Source organism: Streptomyces sp. NBC_00663, from assembly GCF_036226885.1.
Lineage (GTDB): Bacteria > Actinomycetota > Actinomycetes > Streptomycetales > Streptomycetaceae > Streptomyces.
Genome location: NZ_CP109027.1, coordinates 3,579,479 through 3,602,094, shown reverse-complemented (window position 1 = coordinate 3,602,094; position 22,616 = coordinate 3,579,479). Strand labels below are relative to the sequence as shown.

The 22,616-nt window shown below is 70.5% G+C and carries 23 protein-coding genes and 1 pseudogene; 7 read left to right on the top strand and 17 right to left on the bottom strand.

Annotation, left to right across the window (positions count from 1 at the left end; all coding sequences use genetic code 11):
• Positions 1 to 119: 119 nt before the first annotated feature.
• Positions 120 to 803: an ABC transporter ATP-binding protein gene (locus OG866_RS16230; protein WP_329335381.1), complete on the bottom strand. Its 684-nt coding sequence runs from the start codon at positions 801 to 803 to the stop codon at positions 120 to 122.
• Between the two features lie 109 nt (positions 804 to 912).
• Positions 913 to 2,376 carry an ABC transporter permease gene (locus tag OG866_RS16225; RefSeq protein WP_329335379.1) on the bottom strand — a complete coding sequence of 488 codons (1,464 nt, stop codon included), beginning with the start codon at positions 2,374 to 2,376 and terminating at the stop codon, positions 913 to 915.
• A 149-nt stretch (positions 2,377 to 2,525) separates the two neighbouring features.
• On the opposite strand from OG866_RS16225, the gene OG866_RS16220 reads away from it, so the two are divergent.
• Positions 2,526 to 3,296: a group II truncated hemoglobin gene (locus OG866_RS16220; protein ID WP_329335378.1), complete on the top strand. Its 771-nt coding sequence runs from the start codon at positions 2,526 to 2,528 to the stop codon at positions 3,294 to 3,296.
• Positions 3,297 to 3,308: 12 nt separating this feature from the next.
• Here OG866_RS16220 and OG866_RS16215 read toward each other — a convergent pair whose 3' ends face one another.
• Positions 3,309 to 4,235: a helix-turn-helix domain-containing protein gene (locus OG866_RS16215; protein WP_329335376.1), complete on the bottom strand. Its 927-nt coding sequence runs from the start codon at positions 4,233 to 4,235 to the stop codon at positions 3,309 to 3,311.
• Positions 4,236 to 4,407: 172 nt separating this feature from the next.
• On the opposite strand from OG866_RS16215, the gene OG866_RS16210 reads away from it, so the two are divergent.
• Positions 4,408 to 5,448: an NAD(P)-dependent alcohol dehydrogenase gene (locus OG866_RS16210; RefSeq protein WP_329335373.1), complete on the top strand. Its 1,041-nt coding sequence runs from the start codon at positions 4,408 to 4,410 to the stop codon at positions 5,446 to 5,448.
• 1 nt (position 5,449) lies between these two features.
• Here OG866_RS16210 and OG866_RS16205 read toward each other — a convergent pair whose 3' ends face one another.
• The 3 genes from OG866_RS16205 to OG866_RS16195 form a co-directional block, all read right to left on the bottom strand.
• A complete protein-coding gene (locus OG866_RS16205) occupies positions 5,450 to 6,499 on the bottom strand; it encodes a FecCD family ABC transporter permease (protein WP_329335372.1) in 1,050 nt (349 codons plus the stop codon).
• Between the two features lie 70 nt (positions 6,500 to 6,569).
• A complete protein-coding gene (locus OG866_RS16200) occupies positions 6,570 to 7,556 on the bottom strand; it encodes a FecCD family ABC transporter permease (RefSeq protein WP_329335371.1) in 987 nt (328 codons plus the stop codon).
• On the bottom strand, positions 7,553 to 8,611 hold the full coding sequence (locus OG866_RS16195; protein ID WP_329344128.1) for an iron-siderophore ABC transporter substrate-binding protein: 1,059 nt from the start codon (positions 8,609 to 8,611) through the stop codon (positions 7,553 to 7,555). The genes OG866_RS16200 and OG866_RS16195 overlap by 4 nt, the downstream gene beginning before the upstream one ends.
• 177 nt (positions 8,612 to 8,788) lie before the next feature.
• Between OG866_RS16195 and OG866_RS16190 the strand changes: the two genes are divergently transcribed.
• A complete protein-coding gene (locus OG866_RS16190; RefSeq protein ID WP_329335369.1) occupies positions 8,789 to 9,556 on the top strand; it encodes an SDR family oxidoreductase in 768 nt (255 codons plus the stop codon).
• Here OG866_RS16190 and OG866_RS16185 read toward each other — a convergent pair.
• The 7 genes and pseudogenes from OG866_RS16185 to OG866_RS16155 all read right to left on the bottom strand — a co-directional run bounded on the left by OG866_RS16185 (position 9,492) and on the right by OG866_RS16155 (position 15,590).
• Complete coding sequence (locus OG866_RS16185; protein ID WP_329335367.1) at positions 9,492 to 11,285, bottom strand: M48 family metallopeptidase; 1,794 nt, start codon at positions 11,283 to 11,285, stop codon at positions 9,492 to 9,494. The two genes, OG866_RS16190 and OG866_RS16185, sit on opposite strands and share 65 nt — an antisense overlap.
• 175 nt (positions 11,286 to 11,460) lie before the next feature.
• Positions 11,461 to 12,042, bottom strand: coding sequence for a hypothetical protein (locus OG866_RS16180; protein ID WP_329344126.1), 582 nt, complete (start codon positions 12,040 to 12,042; stop codon positions 11,461 to 11,463).
• A 269-nt stretch (positions 12,043 to 12,311) separates the two neighbouring features.
• On the bottom strand, positions 12,312 to 12,905 hold the full coding sequence (locus OG866_RS16175) for a DUF4291 domain-containing protein (protein ID WP_329335365.1): 594 nt from the start codon (positions 12,903 to 12,905) through the stop codon (positions 12,312 to 12,314).
• Positions 12,906 to 12,971: 66 nt separating this feature from the next.
• Positions 12,972 to 13,196, bottom strand: a complete 225-nt coding sequence (locus OG866_RS16170; protein WP_329335363.1) for a hypothetical protein — start codon at positions 13,194 to 13,196, stop codon at positions 12,972 to 12,974.
• A gap of 690 nt (positions 13,197 to 13,886) precedes the next feature.
• On the bottom strand, positions 13,887 to 14,225 hold the full coding sequence (locus tag OG866_RS16165) for a hypothetical protein (protein WP_329335362.1): 339 nt from the start codon (positions 14,223 to 14,225) through the stop codon (positions 13,887 to 13,889).
• Positions 14,218 to 14,342 (bottom strand): annotated as a pseudogene (locus tag OG866_RS16160) (peptide-methionine (S)-S-oxide reductase MsrA); the annotation flags it as partial. The pseudogene OG866_RS16160 and the gene OG866_RS16165, both read right to left, overlap by 8 nt.
• A 129-nt stretch (positions 14,343 to 14,471) precedes the next feature.
• On the bottom strand, positions 14,472 to 15,590 hold the full coding sequence (locus OG866_RS16155) for a hypothetical protein (protein WP_329335361.1): 1,119 nt from the start codon (positions 15,588 to 15,590) through the stop codon (positions 14,472 to 14,474).
• Between the two features lie 142 nt (positions 15,591 to 15,732).
• Here OG866_RS16155 and OG866_RS16150 point away from each other — a divergent pair, with 142 nt between their 5' ends.
• Positions 15,733 to 16,890, top strand: a complete 1,158-nt coding sequence (locus OG866_RS16150; protein WP_329335360.1) for a cystathionine gamma-synthase — start codon at positions 15,733 to 15,735, stop codon at positions 16,888 to 16,890.
• 10 nt (positions 16,891 to 16,900) lie between these two features.
• Here OG866_RS16150 and OG866_RS16145 read toward each other — a convergent pair whose 3' ends face one another.
• From OG866_RS16145 to OG866_RS16135, 3 genes are all read right to left on the bottom strand, one after another.
• Positions 16,901 to 17,149 carry a hypothetical protein gene (locus tag OG866_RS16145; protein ID WP_329335358.1) on the bottom strand — a complete coding sequence of 83 codons (249 nt, stop codon included), beginning with the start codon at positions 17,147 to 17,149 and terminating at the stop codon, positions 16,901 to 16,903.
• Positions 17,150 to 17,192: 43 nt separating this feature from the next.
• Complete coding sequence (locus tag OG866_RS16140) at positions 17,193 to 17,696, bottom strand: sigma factor-like helix-turn-helix DNA-binding protein (protein ID WP_329335356.1); 504 nt, start codon at positions 17,694 to 17,696, stop codon at positions 17,193 to 17,195.
• A 244-nt stretch (positions 17,697 to 17,940) separates the two neighbouring features.
• A complete protein-coding gene (locus OG866_RS16135) occupies positions 17,941 to 18,447 on the bottom strand; it encodes a MarR family winged helix-turn-helix transcriptional regulator (RefSeq protein ID WP_329344124.1) in 507 nt (168 codons plus the stop codon).
• 163 nt (positions 18,448 to 18,610) lie between these two features.
• Between OG866_RS16135 and ilvA the strand changes: the two genes are divergently transcribed.
• From ilvA to OG866_RS16120, 3 genes are all read left to right on the top strand, one after another.
• Complete coding sequence (gene ilvA, locus OG866_RS16130; RefSeq protein ID WP_329335355.1) at positions 18,611 to 19,849, top strand: threonine ammonia-lyase; 1,239 nt, start codon at positions 18,611 to 18,613, stop codon at positions 19,847 to 19,849.
• A gap of 146 nt (positions 19,850 to 19,995) precedes the next feature.
• On the top strand, positions 19,996 to 21,024 hold the full coding sequence (locus tag OG866_RS16125; RefSeq protein WP_329335353.1) for an ATP-binding cassette domain-containing protein: 1,029 nt from the start codon (positions 19,996 to 19,998) through the stop codon (positions 21,022 to 21,024).
• Positions 21,021 to 21,878, top strand: a complete 858-nt coding sequence (locus OG866_RS16120; protein ID WP_329335351.1) for an ABC transporter permease — start codon at positions 21,021 to 21,023, stop codon at positions 21,876 to 21,878. Before OG866_RS16125 ends, OG866_RS16120 begins: the two co-directional genes overlap by 4 nt.
• 69 nt (positions 21,879 to 21,947) lie before the next feature.
• Here OG866_RS16120 and greA read toward each other — a convergent pair whose 3' ends face one another.
• Entirely contained in the window at positions 21,948 to 22,448 is a 501-nt protein-coding gene (gene greA, locus OG866_RS16115) for a transcription elongation factor GreA (RefSeq protein ID WP_329335350.1), read from the bottom strand.
• Positions 22,449 to 22,616 lie beyond the last annotated feature (168 nt).

The following is a 22,616-nucleotide window of genomic DNA, read 5'->3' as shown; positions in this document are numbered from 1 at the left end:
GTATGCCGGGGGGTGATCAGGCGCCTCAAGAGACAGGTGACGCACAGCATGGGACTGTTACGCGTTGCTCATACTCGGGAGCGCACGTTGCTCCTACTCAGGACCACGCGTTCGCGTACTCAGGAACTCGCGTTCTCCTTCACCGTGATCTTGCCCTTGCGAATGGTGGCCAGGCGCGGGGCCTTCTTCGCGATCGCGGAGTCGTGCGTGACCATGATGAAGGTCAGCCCGAGCTCCTTCCACATGCGTTCGAGTACGTCCATGATCTCGTCGCGCATCGACTCGTCGAGGTTGCCGGTCGGCTCGTCGGCGAGCAGCACCTTCGGCTGCTTGACCAGGGCGCGGGCGATGGCGACACGCTGCTGCTGCCCTCCGGACATCTCGGAGGGGAGGTGGCCCAGGCGTTCGCCGAGGCCCACGGACTTGAGGGCTTCGGCCGCGCGTTCCCTGCGGTCCTTGACCTTGACGCCGAGGGGGACGAGGGCCGTCTCCACGTTCTCCTGGGCGGTGAGGGTGGGGATGAGGTTGAAGCTCTGGAAGACGAAGCCGATGTTCTCGCTGCGGACCTTGGTGAGCTTGGCCTCGGAGAGCCTCGCCAAGTCCGTGCCGTCCAGGACGACTTCGCCGGACGTGGGCTTGTCCAGGGCGCCGAGCATCTGGAGCAGGGTGGACTTGCCGCCGCCGGTGGGGCCCTGGATGACCAGGCGGTCCCCGTCGGCGATGGTGAGGTCCACGCCGGCGAGGGCGTCGATGGTTTCCTTGCCTCGGGTGTAGCGCTTGGTGACGCTTCTGAGTTCGTACATTTGGGGTGGCTCCTGATTGTTTGTTTGGCTGCGGGTGCGTGGGGGCTGGTCGCGCAGTTCCCCGCGCCCCTGAAAAGCCTTCAAGCTCCCGTCCGCCTGTAAGTGGTCGCTATTCGACTCGGCGCAGGGCGTCCGCCGGGCGCAGCCTTGACGCTCGCCAGCCGCCGAACGCGCCCGCGATCAAACCGCCCGCCACCGCGAGGCCAACTGCTATGGCCACCGTCGTCGCGCTCACCGGGGCCGTCAGGGCCACCTCCAGGGTCTTGGATGCCGCCTGGCGTCCGGGGCCGCCGAAGCCGCCGCCTCCGCCGGGGCCGCCACCCTGGCCGCCGCCCCCGCCCAACTGGGCTTGCAGCGTGGGGCTGATGGCCGTGACGACGTACGCGCCCGCCAGGCCCAGGCCGATGCCGAGGGCGCCGCCGAGGAGGCCGTTGACCATCGCCTCGCCGACGACCTGCCGGGTCACCCGGCCCGAACGCCAGCCCAGCGCCTTGAGCGTGCCGAACTCGCGGACGCGGCGGGAGACCGCCGAGGAGGTGAGCAGACCGGCGACCAGGAACGCGGCGACCAGGACCGCGATCGACAGCCACTTGCCGACGTTCGTCGCGAGGGAGGACGCCGTGGAGAGGGAGCCGGAGACGGTGTCGGCGAGGTCGGCGGAGGTCGTCACCGTCGTACCCGAGATGTTCTTCTGGATCGTCGACTTGACCGAGTCGATCTTCTGCGAGTCGGTCGCCTTGACGTAGATCGTGGTGACCTTGTTCTTGGAGTCGCTGAGGGTCTGTGCCTGCTTCAGCGGGATGTAGAGGTTGGCCGCCGCGTCACCGCTGCTGGCGGTGGCGATACCGATCGTCTTGTACTTGGTGCCCTTGATGGTGATCGTCGAGCCGACCTTGTACTTCTTCTCCTTGGCGTACGCCGAGTCGACGACCACGACCTTGGCATTCGTCTCGGAGGTCTTGAAGGTACGGCCGCTGGTGATCTCCGAGGAGGTCAGCGGGCCGAGGGCCGGCTCGGTGACGTCGGTGCCGAAGACGGAGTAGTTGTTGACGTCGAAGTCGGCGCCGCCGCCCTGGACCTCACCCTGCGGCTGGCCGGTGCCGCCACCGCCGGGGCCGCCCTGCTGGCCGCCGCCGTCGCCGTTCTGCTGGAACTGGCCGCGGGTGAACTGGCCGCTGACCTTGATGACCTGGAGGCTGAGGCCGCCCACGGCGTCCGAGACGCCCTTCTGGTCGCCGACCTTGGTGACGGTCGAGGTGGCCAGGGTCTGGAAGCCCTGGACCATGACGCGGTCGCTGCTCTGCTCCTCGTCGGAGTCGCCGTCCTGCGCGTCGAAGTTGAAGCGCGGACGCTCGGAGCTGTTGGCGGAGGATGCGGCGGCGGCCTTGGTGACCGTCATGTCGGTGCCGAGGCCGTACAGCGACTGGAGGACCTTGTCCTGGGCCTTGCCCATGCCCGAGGACACGGAGCTGACCACGATGACCAGCGCGATACCGAGCGCGAGCCCGGAGGCGACGACGAGGGCCGCCTTTCTGCGGCGGCGCAGTTCGCGCCTCAGGTAGGTGAAGAACATGGCCGCAACGTAGGTACGGCGCGTGATGGCTGGATAAGGCTGAAATAAGAGAACGATGAGAAGGCTGTCCCCGGCCCAGGAAACAGCCCGCACGGACCTGTCAGGCGGAGGAGCAGCTTCCAGCTCGTCCGGCGTGTGAGTGTGGGGGCATGACCGCAGAGACCGTCGAATACATCCGTTACCGCATCCCGGAAGACCGTTCTGCCGAGTTCCTGTCCGCCTACACGCGCGCGGCGGCCCAGCTGGCGGCGGCCCCGAGTTGCGTCGACTACGAACTCGCCCGCTGCGAGGAGGACTTCGAGCACTTCGTCCTGCGCATCACCTGGACCTCGACCGAGGACCACATCGAGGGCTTCCGCAAGTCCGAGCTGTTCGCCGACTTCCTCGCCGAGATCCGGCCCTACGTCGGCGACATCGAGGAGATGCGGCACTACAAGCCGACGGTGGTGCGAGGGCGGGGCGCGGCGCTGCCCACCCTGTACGCGTGGGCGGGCGGTGAGGAGGCCTTCGCCCGGCTGACCGCGGTCTTCTACGAGAAGGTGCTGAAGGACGACCTCCTCGCCCCGGTCTTCGCGGGGCTGGCCCCCGAACACGCCTCCCATGTGGCGCTGTGGCTCGCCGAGGTCTTCGGCGGCCCGGCGGCCTACTCCGAGACCCAGGGCGGTCACGGCCACATGGTCGCCAAGCACATGGGCCGCGGCATCACCGAGCCACAGCGCCGTCGCTGGGTGAACCTCATCCAGGACGCCGCCGACGAGGCGGGGCTGCCGACGGACGCCGAGTTCCGTTCGGCGTTCCTGGCCTACGTGGAGTGGGGCACGCGGCTCGCCGTGTACTTCTCCGGCCCGGACGCCAAGCCGCCCGCCGAGCAGCCGGTGCCGCGGTGGGGATGGGGGGTGGCGCCGCCGTACCGGGGGTGACGGGTACGGCCCTCAGCCCTTCGGCGCCGTCGAGTTCTTGCCCGCCCGGGTCGCGTCCGTCCCCCAACTGGCCAGCAGGCGCAGGGCCTCGGCGGACGGGGAGCCGGGTTCGGCGGAGTAGGTGGTCAGGCTCTGTTCGGTGCCGTCGGTCAGGCGGAACGACTCGAAGTTCAGGGTGAGTTCGCCGACCAGCGGGTGCATCAGACGCTTGACGCCGTAGCTCTTCTCCTTGACGTCGTGCGCGGCCCACAGCCGTCTGAACTCCTCGCTCTTGAGGGAGAGTTCCCCCACGAGCGCGGCGAGGCGCGGGTCGTCGGGGTGGCAGCCCGCGGCCATGCGCAGGAAGCTGACCATGTCGTACGCCTTCTGGTCCCACTCCACGAACAGGTCGCGGTACTCGGGCCGCAGGAACACCAGCCGCGCCCAGTTCCGCTCCTGCGGCGGCAGCTCCGCCCAGTCGCCGAAGACGGCCGCGGCCATCCGGTTCCAGACGAGGATGTCGGAGCGCCCGCCCGTGATGTACGCCGGGACACCGTCCATCGTGTCCAGCAGCTGCCGCAGCGGCCCGCGCACCTGCTCGGTCCGCGCCGCCTGCTTCTTCTTGTGCTGCTTCGGCTTCGCGAGATGGGAGAGGTGCGCGTGCTCGGCGTCGCTCAGCCGCAGCGCGCGGGCGATGGCGTCGAGGACCTCCGCCGACACGTTCCGCCCGTTGCCCTGTTCCAGGCGGGTGTAGTACGCCACCGAGACACCCGCCAGCTGCGCCAGCTCCTCGCGCCGCAGCCCCGGCACCCGCCGGTGCCGCCCGAACTCCGGCAGCCCCACGTCCTCCGGCTTCAGCCGGGCCCGCCGAGTGCGCAGGAACTCACTGAGCTCGGCCCGCCGGTCCAGCGCGCCACCGGCTCCGCCCCGCTCCTCCGCCGTCTCGGCCATGTCGTCCATACGTCAAGTATTCACGGTCGTAGGTCCACCATCCTGTCCCCGCCAGTAGTAGGACCAGTGAACGTACGCAAAGCTGTGGCCTGGGTGAACAGTGTCGGTTCGGGCACGCTGGACATCGTGCCCGGCCGGAAGGCAGCCGGGCGCGACCCCCTCTGCAAGGAGAACCCCCGGCATGACCACCGTTGCCGCGTACGCCGCCCCCGCCGCGAAGGCCCCGCTGGAGCGGACCACCATCGAGCGACGCCCGGTCGGCGAGTTCGACGTCCTGATCGACATCAAGTTCGCCGGCATCTGCCACTCGGACATCCACCAGGTCCACGAGGGCTGGGGCGAGGCGATCTTCCCGATGGTCCCCGGCCACGAGATCGCGGGCGTCGTCTCCGAGGTCGGCCCCGGCGTCACCAAGTACACCGTCGGCGACCGGGTGGGCGTCGGCTGTCTCGTCGACTCCTGCCGGGAGTGCGACAACTGCAAGGCCGGCCTGGAGCAGTACTGCACCGGCGGCAGCGTCGGCACGTACAACGCCATCGGCAAGGACGGCGAGCCCACCTACGGCGGCTACTCGGAGAAGGTCGTCGTCGACGAGAACTTTGTTCTCCGCATTCCCGACGCCCTCTCCCTCGACGAGGCCGCGCCCCTGCTGTGCGCCGGCATCACCACGTACTCCCCGCTCAAGCACTGGAACGCCGGCCCCGGCAAGAAGGTCGCGATCCTCGGCATGGGCGGCCTCGGCCACATGGGCGTCAAGATCGCGCACGCGCTGGGCGCCGAGGTCACGGTCCTCTCCCAGTCCCTGCGCAAGAAGGACGACGGCCTGAAGCTGGGCGCCGACCACTACTACGCCACCAGCGACGAGACCACCTTCAAGGAGCTGAGGGGCACCTTCGACCTGATCCTGTCGACGGTCTCGGCCCCGCTGAACCTGGACGCCTACCTGTCCCTGCTGCGGACGGACGGCGCCTTCGTGAACGTCGGCGCCCCCGAGGAGCCGGTCAAGCTCAACCTCTTCTCGGTCATCGGCGGCCGCAAGACCCTCGCCGGTTCCGGCATCGGCGGCATCCAGGAGACCCAGGAGATGCTGGACTTCTGTGCGGGGCACGGGTTCGGCGCCGAGATCGAGCTGATCAGCGCCTCGGAGATCAACGACGCGTACGAGCGCGTCCAGGCGAGCGACGTCCGCTACCGCTTCGTGATCGACACGTCCACCATCTGAGTCACCCGCGGGTGTGGCGAGCTGGGGTGTCCGTCCGGCGCCCCAGCAGCCACAGCAGATACGGCCCCCCGACCAGCGCGGTGAGCGCGCCCACCGGGATCTCCAGCGGGGGGACGAGGGTGCGGGCCGTGAGGTCGGCGGCGACGAGGACGACGGCTCCGGTCAACGCGCTGTTGAGCAGGGGCAGTTGGGGTGACCGGGTGAGCCGCCGGGCCAGTTGGGGCGCCGTCAGCGCGACGAACCCGATGGGCCCGGCGGCGCCCGTCGCCGTGGCCGCGAGCACCACCCCGAGCAGGGTGACCCCGAGCCGCACCCGGTCCACCCGCACCCCGAGCCCGGCGGCGGCGTCGGGGTCGAGCCCGAGCGGCCGCATCACCCTGGCCGCCCACAACAGTGCGGGCAGGGCGAGCAGGAGTACGACGGCCAGCGGCCCCGCCTGCTCGTACCCGCGCCCGTTCAGACTCCCCGTCAGCCACAGCTTGACCTGCTCGGCGGCCTCCAGCTCGCTGTCCGTGAGATACAGCTGCACGACCGCCGACAGTGCGACCCCGATCCCCACCCCGGTCAGCACGAACCGGCCCGGTTGCATGCCGTGCCGCCAGGCCAGGGCGTAGACGAGCGCGGCGGCCGTGACCCCGCCGGCGACGGAGACGAGGGGGAGCGAGCCGGGGGTGGCGACGGTTCCGCCGGCCAGCGCGAGCACGGTCGCCGCGGCCGCGCCATGTCCGACGCCGATGACGTCGGGACTGGCGAGCGGATTCCGGGTGACGGTCTGCACCAACGCCCCGGACAGCCCGAGCGCCGCCCCGACGAGCGCGCCGAGGATGACGCGGGGGACGCGGAGCTCCCCTACGACCAGCTCGTACGGCCCGCCGCCCGTGGCCAGGGTGTGCCAGACCCCGACCGGGGAGACGTACGTCTGCCCGACGCAGGCGGAGGCGAGCATGAGCCCGGCCAGGAGAACGAACAGGGCGAGGGCGGTGACGGCGGAGCGGCGGTGGAGGAGGAGGGACGTGGCGGGGGTGGGGCGGAGGACGGTGTGAGTGTTCATGGCATCTGGGCGGGGGTGGTGTTCGCGGCGTCTGGGCGGGTGTTCGCGGTACTGGGGCCGGCGTGGAGTTTCACGTCACCGTGCCTCTGCGTCGTACGAGAATCACCAGCACGGGCACCCCGACCAGCGCCGTCATCACCCCGGCCGGCACCTCCGCGGGAGCCCGTACCACCCGGCCCGCCACATCGGCGGACAGCAGCAGGGCCGCCCCCAGCAGGGCCGACAGCGGCAGTACGGCCCGATGCCCGCCACGGACCAGCCGCCGCGCGAGATGCGGCACCGCGAGCCCCACGAACGCGATGGGCCCGGCGGCAGCCACCGCGGCGGCGGTCAGCAGGGTCGCGCCGAGTGCCGCTGAAGCCCGTACGCCATGCACGCGGTGCCCCAGCGCGCGGGCCGTCTCGTCGCCGAGGGTCAGCGCGTCCAGGCCGCGGGCGCACGCCAGCACCAGGACCGCCCCGGCACACAGGAACGGCAGCATCCGTACGACCGTCCCCGCGTCCCGCCCGCTCAACGCGCCCACCTGCCAGAACCGGAACTGGTCGAGGGTGGCCGAGTTCGAGGTGAGGACGACGGTCGTGCCGCCGGCCGTCATCGCCGCGAACGCCGTTCCGGCCAGCGCCAGCTTCACCGGCGACGCCCCGTCCCGCCCGCGCGAGGCGATGACGTACACCAGACACGCGGCGGCGACGGCACCGGCGAAGGCGTACCAGACGTACCCGGAGAAGCCGTTCGCGAGGCCGAACGCGATGGCGAGCACCACCCCGGCCGCCGCGCCCTGGCTCAGCCCGAGGATGCCGGGGTCGGCGAGCGGATTGCGGGTGACGCCCTGGAGCGCGGCGCCCGCGAGCCCGAGCGCGGCCCCGGCGGTGAGGCCGACCTCGGTGCGGGGGAGGCGCAGGGAGCGTACGACGAGCGCGTCCGGTGAACCCCCGCCGTGCAGCAGCGCGTCGAGCACGGCGGACGGGGGTACGGGTCGGGTGCCGACGGCGAGGCTGAGGACGGCGGCGCCGGCGACGGCGAGGAGGGCGGCCGGCCAGGTGAGGTGCCGGGTCACTTTCCGAGGTGCTCTGCGAGCTGTCGTACGACCAGACGCGCGGCCGTGGGACCGGCGTTGAGGTACCAGGGGTCGTCGTCGACCCGTACCGCGTGCCCGGCCTCGACCGCCCTCATCGACTTCCACAGCGGTCCGGCCAGCACGCTCCCGGCGTCGGTCTCGTCCGTGTCGCCCTGGACCGAGTAGAAGATCCAGTCCCCGTCGGCGATGTCGATGCTCTCCGCGCCGATGTCCTCCGAAATGGCGTTGAACTGCTGGGACTTGGGGCGGGAGAGCCCCATGTCGACGGCGATGGAGCCGGTGAAGGAGGAGACGCCGAACATACGGGTGCGGTCGGGGGTGAAGCGGACCATGGAGACGGTGGGGTCGCTTTTCACCTCGGAGCCCTTCACCGCGGAGCCCCTCTCCTCGGCGTCGGCGACGATGTCGGCGAGCAGCTTCCGCGCCGCCTGCCCCTTGCCGACCGCGTCGCCCACGAGCAGCAGGTCGCGCTTCCAGTTGATGCCGTTGCCGGCGGTGATCACGGTCGGCGCGATCTTCGACAGCTTGGGGTAGAGGTCGCCGAGGGAGTCGTTGGCGAGGATCAGGTCGGGCTTCGCGGCGGCGAGGGACTCCAGGTTGGGGGCCTGGCGGATGCCCGCGTCGGTCATCTCGGCGAGCCGCGCCTTGTCCGCGGGGAACGCGTCGGCGAGGTAGTCGGGCACGAGCCCGGCGTTGTCGGCGCGGGTGGACGCGGTCGGGACGAGGCCGAGGGACAGCAGGTCGTCGAGCTGGCCGGTGCTGAGCACGGCGATGTTCCTGGGTTCGGTCCTGAGGGTGGTGCTGCCTTCGAAGTGGGTGACGGTGCGGGGGAAGGTGCCGTCGCCGTCCTGGTCGGAGCCCATGCCGGTGGCGAGGGCGGAGGGGGCGGCGGAGGGGCCTTCGGAGGCGCCGCGGACGCTGTTGCGCGAGCCGGCGTCCTTCTTGGCCTTGGCATCGGCGGAGTCGGCGGTGGACGAACAGCCGACGAGCAGCCCTCCGACGACGACCGCGGCCAGGACGGCCTTCGTCTTCATTACGTGCACGACTTGCTCCGTGGGGGGAGGGGGTAGGCCCGAAGGCCGATTGAGAAGGTAAGGCTTACCTTATCTGTCTGATCAGTTTCGAAAGAACCCGCCCCACCTGTCACATCGCCTCAGGCCGTTCCGTCATACCCGCGAAGACAACTTCGGCACGATGAAACGGGAGCGGTCATGAAGCAGACGGAAACCATCCTCGTCACCGGCGGCACGGGCACCCTGGGCGGCCACGCGGTGCCGCTGCTGCGGGCGGCGGGCCGCACGGTACGGGTTCTCAGCCGCCGTGACCGCGAGGACGCGGACGGGATCGAGTACGTCACCGGCGACCTGACGACGGGCGAGGGCGTCGACGCGGCGCTGGCCGGAGTCGGGACGGTTCTGCACCTCGCGGGCGGCCCCAAGGGCGACGACGAGGCGACCCGTACCCTCGTCCGGGCGGCCCGCGCGGCCGGCGTACGCCACCTCGTCTACATCTCGGTCATCGGCGCGGACCGCGTCCCGCTGGCCTGGCTGCGGACCAAGCGGGACGCGGAGCAGGCCATCGCCGACTCGGGCATCCCGTGGACGACCCTGCGGGCGGCCCAGTTCCACGACCTGACCCTGACGATGGTCGAGAAGATGACGAAGCTTCCCGTCCTGCCGGTACCGGGCGGGCTGCGCCTCCAGCCGGTCGACTCGGCCGAAGTGGCGGCACGGATGGTCGAGTTGGCGCTGGGTGAACCGGCGGGCCAGGTACCGGACATGGCGGGACCGGCGGTGTACGACATCGCCGAGCTGGCCCGGCCCTACCTCGAACTGCGGGGCAGGAAGAGCCGGTTGAGGATGCCGGTGCGCATCCCGGGCAAGGCCGGGAAGGCGTACCGCGCAGGCGCGAACCTCACGCTGGAGGGGGCGGAGACGGGGGAGCGGACGTGGGAGGAGTTTCTGGCGGAGCGGGTGTGAGGGGGTGAGGGGCGGCGAGCAGGGCGCGCAGCGGAGCGGTGTCGGGTTCGTCGGCCACGGCCGCGTCGAGGGCCTCGTCCATGCCCTTCTCCCACGACTCGGGCAGGACGAGACCCGGTTGGCCCGACCAGGCGATGTCCGGCTGGGCCCGGCCGGACTCGGCGAGGCGCAGATGGATCAGGCCGGCGAGCCCGTCGAAGATCCGGGGGCGGATGAAGTTACGGGCGGACGGCCCGGTGAGTCGCGCCGCCTGGTACGGCTTGGGCATCCGGTCGGCGACCTCCATCCACAGCAGGCCGCGGTCGAACGCGTCGAGTATCTCCTCCAGGCCCGGCAAGGGGGAGTTGGCCGTGCCGGCCGTGCCGGCCGTGCCGGCCGTGCCAGCTGGGCCGGCTGTGCCGTCTGTGCCCGAGGTCGTGGTGTCCCGACGTACGGTCGCCGTACCGTCCATCTTCTGCGCCGCCGAGCGAAGTGTCCTGGCCACGGCGACTCGCAGCGGTCGGGACCAGCCCTCGGCGTCGGAGATCGCGCGGGCCATGGTGAGCTCGTCCCAGGTCCTGCGTGGCAGCTGCGCCACCGCCGGTGGGAGCGTCCGGGCTTCCAGGGCGGCGAACACGTGGTCCGTGTCGCGCAGAAGGGTCAGTGCGGGAGGTTCGTCGGCGACCGACGGGTCGGGCCGGGTGTGGTCGCGCGGGTGGGGTTCGGCGTCGGTGGGGAGCTTCTCGACCAGGGCGATGCGTTCGGCCAGCGGCGGATGTGAGTCGTACGGGTGTGGCCGCGGCGGCCGTCCCCCCGCGGCGAGCGCGGTGAGCCGCTCGCCGGTGCGGGCCGCGAGCAACCGGCGGAAACCGCCGTACACCTCGCCCACGGGCGGCAGAGCTTCCCCCGCTGCTTCAGCTCCTCCTACTCCTCCCGCTCCCTCTTCCGCCTCCTGTGAACCGCCCATCGAGGCGTACGTCTCCAGGTAGTGGGCGTATGCGCTCGCGAGTACCGGGAGGGCCCGCAGTGCGGAGGCCGTCGCGTCACGCCCCGCGTGCCGGGCGGCCATCTGGTCCGCGGCGAGTTCCTGGTGGCGGGCCACGGACTGGGTGGTGCGCAGGAACATCCGGGCGTAGCCGACGTACAGGACGCCGATCAGATAGTGGAAGTGGGTGCTGCCGTCCTGAAAGGCCTCCACCGTGTGGATGAGGGCTTTCCGACCGCGCATCGTGACGGCGCCGAGCCGGGTGTCGAGGTTGCTGAAGTGCCCGAACTCGTGGACGAGGACGGCGCGCAGCTGGGCGGCGGTCAAGCCGGCGAGCAGCGGCAGGCCCAGGAGCATAAGGCGTCGTCCTGGCAGCAGTCCCAGCAACCGGCTCTGTTCGGAGACCCCCGCGTTGACGTCGGCGACCAGGTAGAGCTCGTCCGGCGGCCGCTGTCCCGTCGCCTCGGCGGCGGCCCGTATCTGTTCCCACAGCTCGGGTTGGTCCTCCGGGGCGACCGGCACCGCGTCGGTCACCGGCGGCAGCCGCCCGGCCCGCAGAAACGCGAACATGCCGCGCAGAATCGCCGCCGCCAGCAGGAAGGTGACGGTCAGCAGGGTGCCCTCGACCCAGGCGGCCCGCGCGCTGTACAGCCTCGTCAACACCAGCCAGTCGAGCACCGCCATGGCCGTCAGCAGAACCACGCCCATGAGGAAGAAGCCGACCAGCAGCGCGAACGCGCGCACGGCGCGCAGTCGGAACGTCATCGAGGATCCCCACCCACATGATGCAGCGGCCTGAACAGGCCGGAATTGTCGGCGGATACTACCTGGAGTTTTCCGACGGAAACGGTCCGACCGCAGTTCTCCGAGTGAGCCTGGCCCGCAAGAAGGGCCGCTGGACTCGGCCGCTGGTCTCGGCCGCTTCCGGACGGTCGCCGTTTCAGCCGGCGCGGGTCCAGAGGGTGAGGTCGCTGCTGGTGGCGACGGCGAGGGTGTGGCCGGAGGGGGAGAAGCCGATGGTTCGAAGCTCGCTGTAGTGGGAGTTGAAGATGTGCCACCAGCCGTCGCCGTGCGGCTCACGGTGGGGCATGCCGCTGCCGTGGGTGAGCAGGACGCGTTCGTGCGGCCAGGCCGGGTGGACGACCTCCAGGCCCCAGCCGCCGACGGCCGTCAGGTGCAGGCCACCGCCGTAGAGCCCGGCGATGTGCACCCTGGTCCCGGCGATCGGACCCAGCCCCGGGCAGGTCAGGTCGGCGGTGGAGTCGGGGGTGTCGTCCTCGGGTTCGGGGTCCCGCTCCCGGGCGATCTTCTCGCCGGTGACGGCGTCGAAGAGGCCGTGCCCGTCGTGCGAGACGACCATCACCAGGTCGTTGCCAGTGTCGGGGTGGGTGGCGAACCCGATCCCGAGCAACCCGCCGACGGCAGCGCACGAGGCGAAGCCCGGGGTGACGGGCGGGGCGAAGGGCGGGGCGAAGACCGGCCGCCAGGGCTCGGGTGCGGGGAGCACGGGGGCGGCGAGCATACGGTCACGCAGGGCCTGCTGGTACGGGGTGAGCTCAGAGCCGAGCGACTGCTCCGCCGGCTCGGTCTCCTCGGCACGCTTCTTCACGCCGCAATGATCCACGAACCACGGTTCCTGGTTGCCGCCGCGCTGCTCACCACTCGATGAAGCGGGGGTCCGATGCCCCCGGCGGAGTACGGGTGCGTGTACCCGGCGTCCACGGCCGGATTGTCGTGCGTCGCCAGAGAGCTGCGAACAGGTGCGCGAGCGCGTGTTCGGCGTCTGTCACCTCATCCGTGCAGGTGGGTGAGGGGTGCGTCTCCAAGGGGATAGGGGCGTTCCTGGGGCAGCAACCGGGTGGCTGCGTCCAGGTCTCCCCTTTGGACGAGGGCGTGGATCTCGTGAGCGAGTGGTGTCACGTCCCGGATGGCGACCGTCCACTCGTCCGCGTAACGGCGTGCGGCCTCACCGGAGAGGCCGAGTTGCAGCGATCGGTACGGCAAGGGCCGTAGGCGCAGATCCCGCTCGGGATCCCACTGCACACGAGCGGGCGCACGCTTCAACTGGCGCTGCCAGGTGGCGCGGTCGGGATGCACCTCGCGGGCGTAGCTCGACAGACACGCGTTGCGCAGCGCCCAGTCGAAGCCTTCGCGGCTGATCTCGACGGCCAGAACGGTCTCCTGCCCCTCCTTGGCGCCCCAGCCGCAGCGGTACATCATCCACAGGAAACTGGGCTTGATCCATGTCATCCTGTCGCGCTTCCACGCGGTGGGGAAACGGCCCTCGCGGACGGCGGGCAGACCGATGTACGGGGAATACGCCTGGTAGACGGTGATCGTGGCGTCCGCATAGTCCGCGCGGATCTCACGGTGGGGTTGTTCCATGACGTACAGCGTGGGGGCGGCCGGTTCAGGCGACCACTGATTTTCAGTGGGTGCCGAGACCCTCGCTCAGTGGCCCTGTGCTTCGCGAAGCGCGGCGACCTGAGAATTGAGAAGGTCGGGGTCCACCTTCGGCATGAAAGAGCGCTTCTTCGCTGCCGAGAGGCGGCTGCCGACAATGATGTCCGCCACGTCGGTGACAGTCGCGTCACCAGCGCGGACCGTGGTGATCAGGACGAACGTGTCCGACTTGAACCCGCCCTGGTCGTTCGTCCAGTGCATCCGGAAGCTCACGGAAGCGTCTCCCAACTCAACGCCTTGTCGAGGGAGGCCAGGTGCGCTTTCGCGTCTCCGGACTCATAGCCGGCAAAGGAGAGGAACTCGGTCGGAGGGGCGAACTCGGAACGGCTTATCGGGATTCTGGCATCGGCAACCGACGTGGCAGCACGGACACGAGCGTCCCAGAGGGGACGGCACGCCTTCGGCCGCACATCAGAACTGGACGCACCGTCATCGTCAGTCGACTTGGGCGCGTCGAGAACGCGATAGCCCGGTAGGGCCCCCTCAGTGGGGAGTGCCGCCACCAACTCGGCGGCGCTCAACGGCCGCCCACTCGCGGACGGTGTCCTCGACGGAACCGACGGCCTGGACTCGCCGCCCACGTCGCTGACCGCTGAGGAACACCCTCCGGCAAGAACAAGCACGGCACCGACCGCGGCCACCGCCAGGAAGCAACGGCCTCGTGCGAACCACATGCGGACCCCCGTCACAGAACGCCGAATGGCACGCAGCGTATGCAGCCGGCAGTCCTCGGTGCTCCGGAACTCGAGAGATTGGCCGATCAGGTGGTCAGTGGCTAAGAGGGGCTGTCGTGGCGTATGCGATGAGGTTCGCGAAGCGCAGCCAGGACACCCCGGTGCCGTCCAACCCGCAGTACCCCGCCGGGTTCTTGTCGAGGTACTGCTGGTGCCTCTGCTTAGTTGCTCATCGCTCGATGTGGCGGGGGTCTGGCCAGGCTGAGATTGGCTCGTCGGCAACCGAGTAGATCTCCAGGAGCGACAGGTAACCGTCCTCTGTACAGACCATCACACCAGCCGAGTCCGGGTCGGTGTACCCCGCTTCCACGGCCGGATTGTCATGCGACTGCGCGGGAGCCACGGCTGTACGGTCCACCTCCAGATCGACCGTTGCACAGCCGCAGCCGCACCTGCCCACCACCCGGGTGTGGGGAACCTGGGCCAGCAGGGCCACGCTGACCGGGTCTGAGCCGGCCAGCAGCGCCCGCAGGGTTGCCGTGACGTCCGGCGGCAGTGGCTCAGTCATCCGTCACCGCCAAGCCGATCGGGCAAGAGACACCGGTCCCGCCCACCCGCAGTACCCACCCGGGTTTTTGCTGCCCGAAAGGTACTGCTGGTGATATCCCTCGGCGGCGTAGAACGGTGGGGGAGGCGGAGAGTAGGGGGGCGCGGGGAGGGCGGCACGGCTGTCAACAGCCGTCCGCCGCCCGGCATTGCGCCGCCCGGCATTGCGCCGCCCCGCACTCCACCGCCCCGCACTCCACCGCCCGCCTCAGTGCGGCAGCGTCGCTGGGCTGCCGCCGTTCGCCTCGTAGCCCGCCACCGCCAGCGCCCGGTAGACCGCGAACTCCGCCGCCGGGTCCGGGGACAGGGTCCACGGCAGGGCGCCCACGTGGCCGTCGATGTGTATGAGCTGGTTCATGGCCTCCGCCCAGCGCTCGCCGCGGACCAGGAAGAAGACCAGCATGTGCCGGACGTGCGCCAGCATCGGGTCGTCCGCGCGGGCCGAGTGCACGGCGTGCAGCGCGCCGTGGATCGCCTTCGTCACCACCTCGCTCTGATAGAAGCCGGCGACCAGGTTGACCTCGGGCAGGTGCTCGAAGACCGCGAACAGCGGCATCGCCGCCAGGAGCGAGCCCTGGGGCGCGCGGGCCGCGGCCGCCTCCGCGAAGGACATCGCCTGCTCGCGCGAGCCGTGCCACTTCTCGCACCAGTAGTGCAGCGCCGCCAGATGAGCGCCCATGTGCGCCGGGGCGCGGTCCAGGATCTTCAGCCAGAGCTGCTCGAACTCCTCGCGGGAGTACGCGAGACCGCGGGCCACGGACAACTCGACGATGTACGGGATCGGGTCACCCGGAGCCAGCAGCGCCGCCTCGCCGGACGCCGCCCTAGCCTCCTCCATGATGATCCGGAAGTCGTCCGTGCCCGGCGTCGCCGTCCGCCACGCCTGCTGCACCAGGAACTCCGCGTGCACGGCCGCACCGCCCGCGTCCTTCGGCGCCTCGGCCCGCCACACCCGCAGCCACTGCCCGCCCGGCGTCTCGCTCACCCCGCCCGGCCGCTGCGCCAGCTCCAGGGAGGCCGCGCCCGCGAAGGCCTGCACGCGCTGCCAGCGCAGCTCGCCCTCCGCCCCGGTGCCGACGAGCAGCTGGGAGGCCGCGCGGTAGTCCTGCGTGCGCTGCACCAGGTCCAGTACGTCCAGCAGGTCCTGGTCGGGGCCGGGCATCCGGACGTCCAGTTCCTCCTGCCGTACGAAGCCGTACTCCGCCGGGTCCGCGGCGTCGGGGTGGCCCGGCGGGACCCGCTCGATCATGCCCCGCCTGCGCCGCATGACAGGCAGCACCACGAAGCCCAGCATGACCAGGGCCATCAGGACCCAGAGAATCTCCATGCCACAAGCGTTCCAGACGCCGCCGACAATTGGCCAACCAGGCCCCCGGCCTGTGGATAACCCGGCCGGACAATGCCGAGCTCGAAGGCATGTACACCTCACCGCCGACATCGGTCCGGAATGCGGACTACGCTCGGGGCCCATGAGCGACAGGCACATCAGTCAGCACTTCGAGACCCTCGCGATCCACGCGGGCAACACCGCCGATCCCCTCACCGGCGCGGTCGTCCCGCCGATCTACCAGGTCTCCACGTACAAGCAGGACGGCGTCGGGGGCCTGCGCGGCGGCTATGAGTACAGCCGCAGCGCCAACCCGACCCGCACCGCCCTGGAGGAGAACCTCGCCGCCCTCGAAGGCGGTCGCCGAGGTCTCGCGTTCGCGTCCGGACTGGCGGCCGAGGACTGCCTGTTGCGTACGCTGCTCAGCCCCGGCGACCACGTGGTCATCCCCAACGACGCCTACGGTGGCACGTTCCGCCTCTTCGCCAAGGTCGTCGCCCGCTGGGGCGTGGAGTGGTCGGTCGCCGACACCAGCGACCCCGCCGCCGTGCGGGCCGCCATCACCCCGAAGACCAAGGCCGTGTGGGTGGAGACCCCCTCCAACCCGCTGCTCGGCATCACCGACATCGCCGCCGTCGCGCAGATCGCCCGGGACGCGGGCGCGAAGCTCGTCGTCGACAACACCTTCGCCACGCCCTACCTCCAGCAGCCGCTCGCGCTCGGCGCGGACGTCGTCGTGCACTCCCTCACCAAGTACATGGGCGGCCACTCCGACGTCGTCGGCGGTGCGCTCATCGTCGGTGACGAGGCGCTCGGCGAGGAACTGGCGTACCACCAGAACGCGATGGGCGCGGTCGCCGGGCCCTTCGACTCCTGGCTCGTGCTGCGCGGCACCAAGACGCTCTCCGTGCGCATGGACCGGCACAGCGAGAACGCCACCAAGGTCGCCGACATGCTGACCCGACACGCGCGCGTGACGAAGGTCCTCTACCCGGGCCTGGAGGACCACCCCGGCCACGAGGTCGCCGCCAAGCAGATGCGGGCCTTCGGCGGCATGGTCTCCTTCCAGGTCGAGGGCGGCGAGGAGGCGGCCGTCGAGGTCTGCAACCGCGCCAAGGTGTTCACGCTGGGCGAGTCCCTGGGCGGCGTCGAGTCACTCATCGAGCACCCCGGCCGGATGACGCACGCCTCCGCGGCGGGCAGCGCCCTGGAGGTGCCCGCCGACCTGGTGCGCCTCTCCGTGGGCATCGAGAACGTCGAGGACCTGCTGGAGGACCTCCAGCAGGCGCTGGGCCGCTAGCCCCTCGGGCTCACCAGCCGGTCAGTGGTGGAGTCGTCTCCGACGGCGGCTCCACCCAGGGGCGGGCCATCACCGCCCACACCACGAAGGCGACGCTCGCCGCGAACAGCAGGAACCACATCACGCGGCGGGCCGCCCGTCTGCGCCGCAGCATGCGGGCGCCCCGGCGCACCACCTCCGCGTGCAGCTCCGGGGGCACGGGCGGTGGCGCCTGCTCCATGATCCGCCGTACGGCGGCCTCACGCTCGGGCCGGTTCACGGCAGCCTCCCGCCGGTCGTACGGCCGATCGGCCCCGGCTCTCTCATGACGGCGCCATCTTCGCCCCGCCCACCGCGGGCGCCGGGCCCCGTGGCGGGTGCAGCAGGGTCGCTGTCGCCCGGTCGCAGATCGTGTGGACGCGCTCCGTCGGCAGGCCGAGGAGGGCCGCCGTCTGCTGCTCGGCGACACCCTCGTAGAGCCTGAGGACGAGGACGAGGCGCTCCTGCGGGGCCAGACCGGCCAGGGGGCTGGCGGGATGGGGACGTGCGCCGGCCAGGCCGCCGTACTGGTGCCAGGCGCCGCGGGCGAAGCGGGTGGCGAGGTACTGGCGGGTGCGGTCGTACGGATCCTCGCCGTGCAGTCCGTCCCAGCACGCGTACGTGTGGGCGAGCGCCAGCGTCAGCAGGCGCCGCGCGCGCGGGTTGTCGTCCGGGGCCTCCGCGGTGAGGAGGGTCGCGGCATGCAGCAGCCGCCCGGCCGCGCCCGCGACGAACGCCTCGAACTCCCGGGCACGGCGAGCGTCTTGAGACGCATGCCGTTGTCGCACCGCGCCTCCCGCCGCAGACCGACCGTGTGAGGGAACCGGCCCCCGGGTCGCGGACGGGATACGGAACCGTGTGCGACTCGGGACCCGGTCTCATATGAGGCCAGGGGTGGCCTTTCGGTCAAGAGCCGCGCGCGGACACATCAACCCGGCGAGGAGCCGACTGCTCAGGGGACCGACCGTTCAGGTGACCGGCCATTCAGAGGGCCGACCGTTCAGGTGGCCGACCGTTCAGGTGACCGGCCGCTCAGGAAGCCGACGGCGAGTCCGCCCCCGGCAGCCCCTGTGCCGCCATCCGGGAGGAGAGCGCGGTGTTGAAGCGCGTGAGGAGCGTGCAGAACGCCTCGCGCTCCTCCGGCGCCCAGTCGTGTGTCAGCTCGGCCATCAACTGACGCCTGGAGGAGCGCACTTCCTCCAGGCGCGACAACCCGCGCGGGGACAGCTGGAGCACCACGGCCCGCCCGTCCTCCGGGTGCGAGGTGCGCTTGACGAGCCCGGTGTCCACGAGCGGCGCCACCTGCCGGGTCACCGTCGACGAGTCGATGCCCATGCTCGCGGCGAGCGCCTTGACGCCCATCGGGCCTTCCTTGTCGAGGCGGTTGAGCAGCAGGTATGCGGCGCGGTCCATGGAGTTGCGCACCTGCCCGACCCCGCCGAGCCGGGTCTGTTCGGCACGTCGGGCGAAGACCGCCACCTCGTGCTGGAGCGTGTCGAGGAGACCGGTGTCACCGACGGTCGTCATGTCCATCGACATTTCAGGTGTTGTGGGCATGGCCGGGGGCTCACTTCAGATAAGGGGTGCTGGGTTGGGGGACAGGGTACGCGGCCGGAAGGCGGGCCGTACCGGCGCTGCGCAAACCGGTCTCGGAGGTTGGTCACAGCGGCCGCTTGCGCCTGTGAACTGCGATGCTTGTGTCATGAGCTACGGCACGGCTGACTCCTTGCACTCCCTGCGGCCCGTCACCCTCGACGATGTGAGGGGCGCCCAGAAGATGCTCACGGGAGTGGCACGGGTGACCGCGATGGAGGGCAGTCGGCACCTCTCCCAGCTGGTCGGCGCGCCGGTGCACTTCAAGTGCGAGAACCTCCAGCGCACCGGGTCGTTCAAGCTGCGCGGCGCCTACGTCCGGATCGCCGGGCTGCTGCCCGAGGAGCGGGCCGCCGGGGTCGTCGCCGCGAGCGCGGGCAACCACGCGCAGGGCGTCGCGCTGGCGTCGGCGCTGCTGGGCGTGCGGTCGACGGTGTTCATGCCGATGGGCGCTCCACTGCCGAAGATCAGCGCGACCCGGGAGTACGGCGCCGAGGTGAGGCTGCACGGGCAGGTGGTCGACGAGACGCTGGCCGCCGCGCAGGAGTACGCGGAGCAGACCGGCGCGGTGTTCATCCATCCCTTCGACCACCCCGACGTCATCGCGGGCCAGGGCACGGTCGGCCTGGAGATCCTGGAGCAGTGCCCGGAGGTGCGCACGATCGTCCTCGGGATCGGCGGCGGCGGTCTCGCGGCCGGTGTCGCGATCGCGGTGAAGTCGCTGCGGCCCGACGTGCGGATCGTCGGCGTCCAGGCGGCGGGCGCGGCGGCGTATCCGCCCTCGCTCGCGGCCGGGCGGCCGGTGTCGATCGAGAACCCGGCGACGATGGCCGACGGCATGAAGGTCGGGCGGCCCGGCGACGTGCCGTTCGAGATCGTCGGCGAACTGGTCGACGAGGTGCGCACGGTCAGCGAGGACGAGCTGTCCGCGGCGCTGCTGCTGAGCCTGGAGCGGGCCAAGCTGGTCGTCGAGCCGGCCGGCGCGAGCCCCGTCGCGGCGCTGCTGAGCGACCCCGGCGCCTTCGAGGGGCCGGTCGTCGCCGTGCTGTCCGGCGGCAATGTCGACCCGGTGCTGTTGCAACGGGTCCTGCGGCACGGCATGGCGGCGCAGGGCCGCTATCTGGCCGTACGGCTGCGGCTCACGGACCGGCCGGGCGCTCTCGCCACGCTTCTCGGGGTGTTGTCAGTGGTCGACGCTAACGTGCTCGACGTGAGCCATGTGCGGACCGACCCACGGCTCGGGCTCACCGAGGCGGAGGTCGAGCTGCACCTGGAGACAAAGGGCCCCGAGCACTGCGCCGAGGTCGGCCAGGCCCTGCGGAACGCGGGCTACACGGTCATCGACTGAGGTCAGCGGCTTGGATTCACCCTTTCGGGAAAGTCCATTGAGACTCGCGATACATCGCGTTATGGTGTGTCTCGAGAAAAGGACAGGCGGCAGAACCAGCGCAAACCTAGGCTTCTCGAAGAATCCCCGACGACGTGGAGACTCATATGCCAGGCGCCATCTATGCCGAAGGCCTGGTGAAGACCTTCGGTGACGTAAGGGCTCTGGACGGCGTGGACCTCGACGTGCCGGAAGGCACCGTCCTGGGCCTGCTCGGGCCGAACGGCGCGGGCAAGACGACGACCGTCCGCTGCCTGACAACCCTGCTGCGGCCCGACAGCGGCTCGGCGGTCGTCGCGGGCATCGACGTCCTCAAGCACCCCGACGCCGTACGCCGTTCCATCGGGCTCTCCGGCCAGTTCGCGGCGGTCGACGAGTATCTGACCGGCCGCGAGAACCTCCAGATGGTCGGCCAGCTGTACCAGATGAGGGCGAAGGCGGCGAAGGCCCGGGCGGTCGAGCTGCTGGAGCAGTTCGACCTCACCGACGCCGCCGACCGCCCCACCAAGACCTACTCCGGCGGTATGCGCCGCCGCCTCGACCTCGCCGCCGCCCTGGTCGTCTCCCCGCCCGTGATGTTCATGGACGAACCGACGACCGGCCTCGACCCGCGCAACCGCCAGCTGCTGTGGGACGTCATCAAGCGACTCGTCTCCGGCGGCACCACCCTGCTGCTGACCACGCAGTACCTCGAAGAGGCCGACCACCTCGCCCATGACATCGCCGTCGTCGACCACGGCCGTCTCATCGCCCAGGGCACCTCCGACCAGCTCAAAGCCCGCACCGGCGGCGAGCGCGTCGAGGTCGTCGTCCATGAGCGCGAGGACATACGGACCGCCTCCGAGGTCCTGCGCGGCTTCGGCAAGGGGGACACCACGGTCGAGGAGCACACCCGCAAGCTCACCGTCCCCGTCACCGGCGGCGCCAAGCTGCTCGCCGAGGTCATCCGCGAACTCGACACCCGTGGCATCGAGATCGACGACATCGGCCTGCGCCGCCCCACCCTCGACGACGTGTTCCTCTCCCTGACCGGCCATGTCGCCGAGGAGAAGGAAGAGGCGAACGGCGAGGAGAGCGCCAAGGGGAGCGCCGGAGAGAGCGGCAACGCCAGCGGCAAGGAGGCCGCCAACCAATGAGTGCTGTCACCGACACCGCACGCGTCGCACCGGCCGGCAACCCGGTCAGCCAGTCCGTCCGGGACTCCATGGTCGTCGCGAAACGCAATCTGATCCGGATGTCCCGGATCCCGGAGATGATCATCTACGGGCTGATCCAGCCCATCATGTTCGTGGTGCTCTTCACCTACGTCTTCGGCGGTTCCATGCAGATCGGCGGCAGCACCAGCGCCGTCGACTACAAGAACTTCCTGATGGCCGGCATCTTCGCGCAGACCGTCACCTTCGCCACCGCCAGCTCCGGCGCGGGCATCGCCGACGACATGCACAAGGGGCTCATCGACCGCTTCCGTTCGCTGCCCATGGCCAGGGGCGCCGTGCTCACCGGGCGTACGTTCGCCGACCTCGTGCAGACCGCGCTCACCCTGATAGTCCTCGCGGTGGTCGCCCTCCTGGTCGGCTGGCGAGTCGGGTCGGACGCGGACACCAACATCGGCAAGGTGCTGGGCGCCTTCGGGCTGCTGCTCCTGCTCGGGTACGCGTTCACCTGGATCGGCGCCCTGATCGGCATGTCCGTCCGCACCCCCGAGGCGGCCACGTCCAGCGGGCTGATCTGGCTCTTCCCGGTCACGTTCATCTCGAACGCGTTCGTGGACACCAGCCATATGACGCCGTGGCTGCGCCACGTCGCCGACTGGAACCCGTTCAGCGCGACGGTCCAGGCGTCCCGGGAGCTCTTCGGCAACCCGGGGGTCTCGACCTCCGAGGCCTGGCCGATGCAGCACTCGGTATGGGCCTCGCTGATCTACTCGGTCCTGATCATCGTGGTGTTCAGGACCCTGTCGGTCAGGAAGTACCGCTCGGCGACGGCATGACCGAGACGGCATGACAGAGCCCCCGGTGCCGGGAGGCGCCGGGGGCTCGTCGAAGCGGAAGAGAACGGCTCAGCCGCTGTAGGGCTCGGCCGTGAGGATCGTCACGGACGCCTTCTTGCCGTTGGGCAGCTCGTACTCCGCTTCCTCGCCGACCTTGTGGCCGATCACGCCGGAGCCCAGCGGGGACTGCGGCGAGTAGGTCTCGATGTCGGAGCTGGCGTACTCGCGGGAGGCGAGCAGGAAGGTCATCGTGTCGTCCTTGTCGCCGTCGAAGGCGATCGTGACGACCATGCCGGGCGCGACCGTGCCGTCGGCGGACGCCGGGGCCTCGCCGACCTTGGCCTTCTCCAGGAGCTGGGTCAGCTGGCGGATGCGGAGCTCCTGCTTGCCCTGCTCTTCCTTGGCCGCGTGGTACCCGCCGTTCTCGCGCAGGTCGCCCTCCTCGCGCGCGGCCGCGATCTTCGCGGTGACTTCCTCGCGCGCGGGACCAGACAGGTACGCCAGCTCTTCCTTGAGCTTGGTGTACGCCTCCTGCGTAAGCCAGGTGACGTCTTCGCTGGTCTGGGTCACAGGTGCTCCTCGTAGGTACTGGGAATACAAAGCATCGCCCTACCCAGAAGAATGTTCCTTCACGGATGGGCGAAACCACGAGCCTAACAATTCAACGGCCCAAGGGGGAGGACATAACCCACCAGATTCACGTCAACGCAGGTCAGCCAGTACGTAATGCAGATGAAC

Excerpts from the sequence above, each read along its gene's own strand:
- OG866_RS16230 (WP_329335381.1), bottom strand. The coding sequence starts at position 803 with ATGTACGAACTCAGAAGCGTCACCAAGCGCTACACCCGAGGCAAGGAA.
- OG866_RS16225 (WP_329335379.1), bottom strand. The coding sequence starts at position 2,376 with ATGTTCTTCACCTACCTGAGGCGCGAACTGCGCCGCCGCAGAAAGGCG.
- OG866_RS16220 (WP_329335378.1), top strand. The coding sequence starts at position 2,526 with ATGACCGCAGAGACCGTCGAATACATCCGTTACCGCATCCCGGAAGAC.
- OG866_RS16215 (WP_329335376.1), bottom strand. The coding sequence starts at position 4,235 with ATGGACGACATGGCCGAGACGGCGGAGGAGCGGGGCGGAGCCGGTGGC.
- OG866_RS16210 (WP_329335373.1), top strand. The coding sequence starts at position 4,408 with ATGACCACCGTTGCCGCGTACGCCGCCCCCGCCGCGAAGGCCCCGCTG.
- OG866_RS16205 (WP_329335372.1), bottom strand. The coding sequence starts at position 6,499 with ATGAACACTCACACCGTCCTCCGCCCCACCCCCGCCACGTCCCTCCTC.
- OG866_RS16195 (WP_329344128.1), bottom strand. The coding sequence starts at position 8,611 with ATGAAGACGAAGGCCGTCCTGGCCGCGGTCGTCGTCGGAGGGCTGCTC.
- OG866_RS16190 (WP_329335369.1), top strand. The coding sequence starts at position 8,789 with ATGAAGCAGACGGAAACCATCCTCGTCACCGGCGGCACGGGCACCCTG.
- OG866_RS16185 (WP_329335367.1), bottom strand. The coding sequence starts at position 11,285 with ATGACGTTCCGACTGCGCGCCGTGCGCGCGTTCGCGCTGCTGGTCGGC.
- OG866_RS16180 (WP_329344126.1), bottom strand. The coding sequence starts at position 12,042 with ATGCTCGCCGCCCCCGTGCTCCCCGCACCCGAGCCCTGGCGGCCGGTC.
- OG866_RS16175 (WP_329335365.1), bottom strand. The coding sequence starts at position 12,905 with ATGGAACAACCCCACCGTGAGATCCGCGCGGACTATGCGGACGCCACG.
- OG866_RS16165 (WP_329335362.1), bottom strand. The coding sequence starts at position 14,225 with ATGACTGAGCCACTGCCGCCGGACGTCACGGCAACCCTGCGGGCGCTG.
- OG866_RS16155 (WP_329335361.1), bottom strand. The coding sequence starts at position 15,590 with ATGGAGATTCTCTGGGTCCTGATGGCCCTGGTCATGCTGGGCTTCGTG.
- OG866_RS16150 (WP_329335360.1), top strand. The coding sequence starts at position 15,733 with ATGAGCGACAGGCACATCAGTCAGCACTTCGAGACCCTCGCGATCCAC.
- OG866_RS16135 (WP_329344124.1), bottom strand. The coding sequence starts at position 18,447 with ATGTCGATGGACATGACGACCGTCGGTGACACCGGTCTCCTCGACACG.
- ilvA (WP_329335355.1), top strand. The coding sequence starts at position 18,611 with ATGAGCTACGGCACGGCTGACTCCTTGCACTCCCTGCGGCCCGTCACC.
- OG866_RS16125 (WP_329335353.1), top strand. The coding sequence starts at position 19,996 with ATGCCAGGCGCCATCTATGCCGAAGGCCTGGTGAAGACCTTCGGTGAC.
- OG866_RS16120 (WP_329335351.1), top strand. The coding sequence starts at position 21,021 with ATGAGTGCTGTCACCGACACCGCACGCGTCGCACCGGCCGGCAACCCG.